This is a genomic window from Natrialba sp. PRR66 (genome assembly GCF_034808065.1).
In the GTDB taxonomy this organism is placed as follows: domain Archaea; phylum Halobacteriota; class Halobacteria; order Halobacteriales; family Natrialbaceae; genus Natrialba; species Natrialba aegyptia.
The window spans coordinates 1-232 of the sequence record NZ_JAXHGN010000290.1; the positions used below are offsets into that span (position 1 = coordinate 1).

Here is a 232-nt window from a genome sequence, read left to right on the forward strand (position 1 = left end):
TTTACATTTTTGGCCCAGTCACACACAAATATCTTAGGGTTGAAAAGTGTTTTCGGTGGGCATTGAATGGACTTCCACCCGTCCTCCGTGCATTGGAAAAAACGGTCGCAATGTTCAACATCCGCTTTCAACTGACCAGGATTTTCACAAGGATCATTCGCTGAAACTGCCGAAACTGCGAAAAACGCAATTAAAAATATTGCTGTGTACATTTTCATTAACTCAATAAATC

General features: G+C 40.5%; 1 protein-coding gene. It reads right to left on the minus strand.

The window, feature by feature from the left end:
- The coding region (locus tag SM755_RS24255; RefSeq protein ID WP_323174914.1) for a chitin binding peritrophin-A domain-containing protein at nucleotides 1-232 on the minus strand (232 nt) is incomplete at both ends.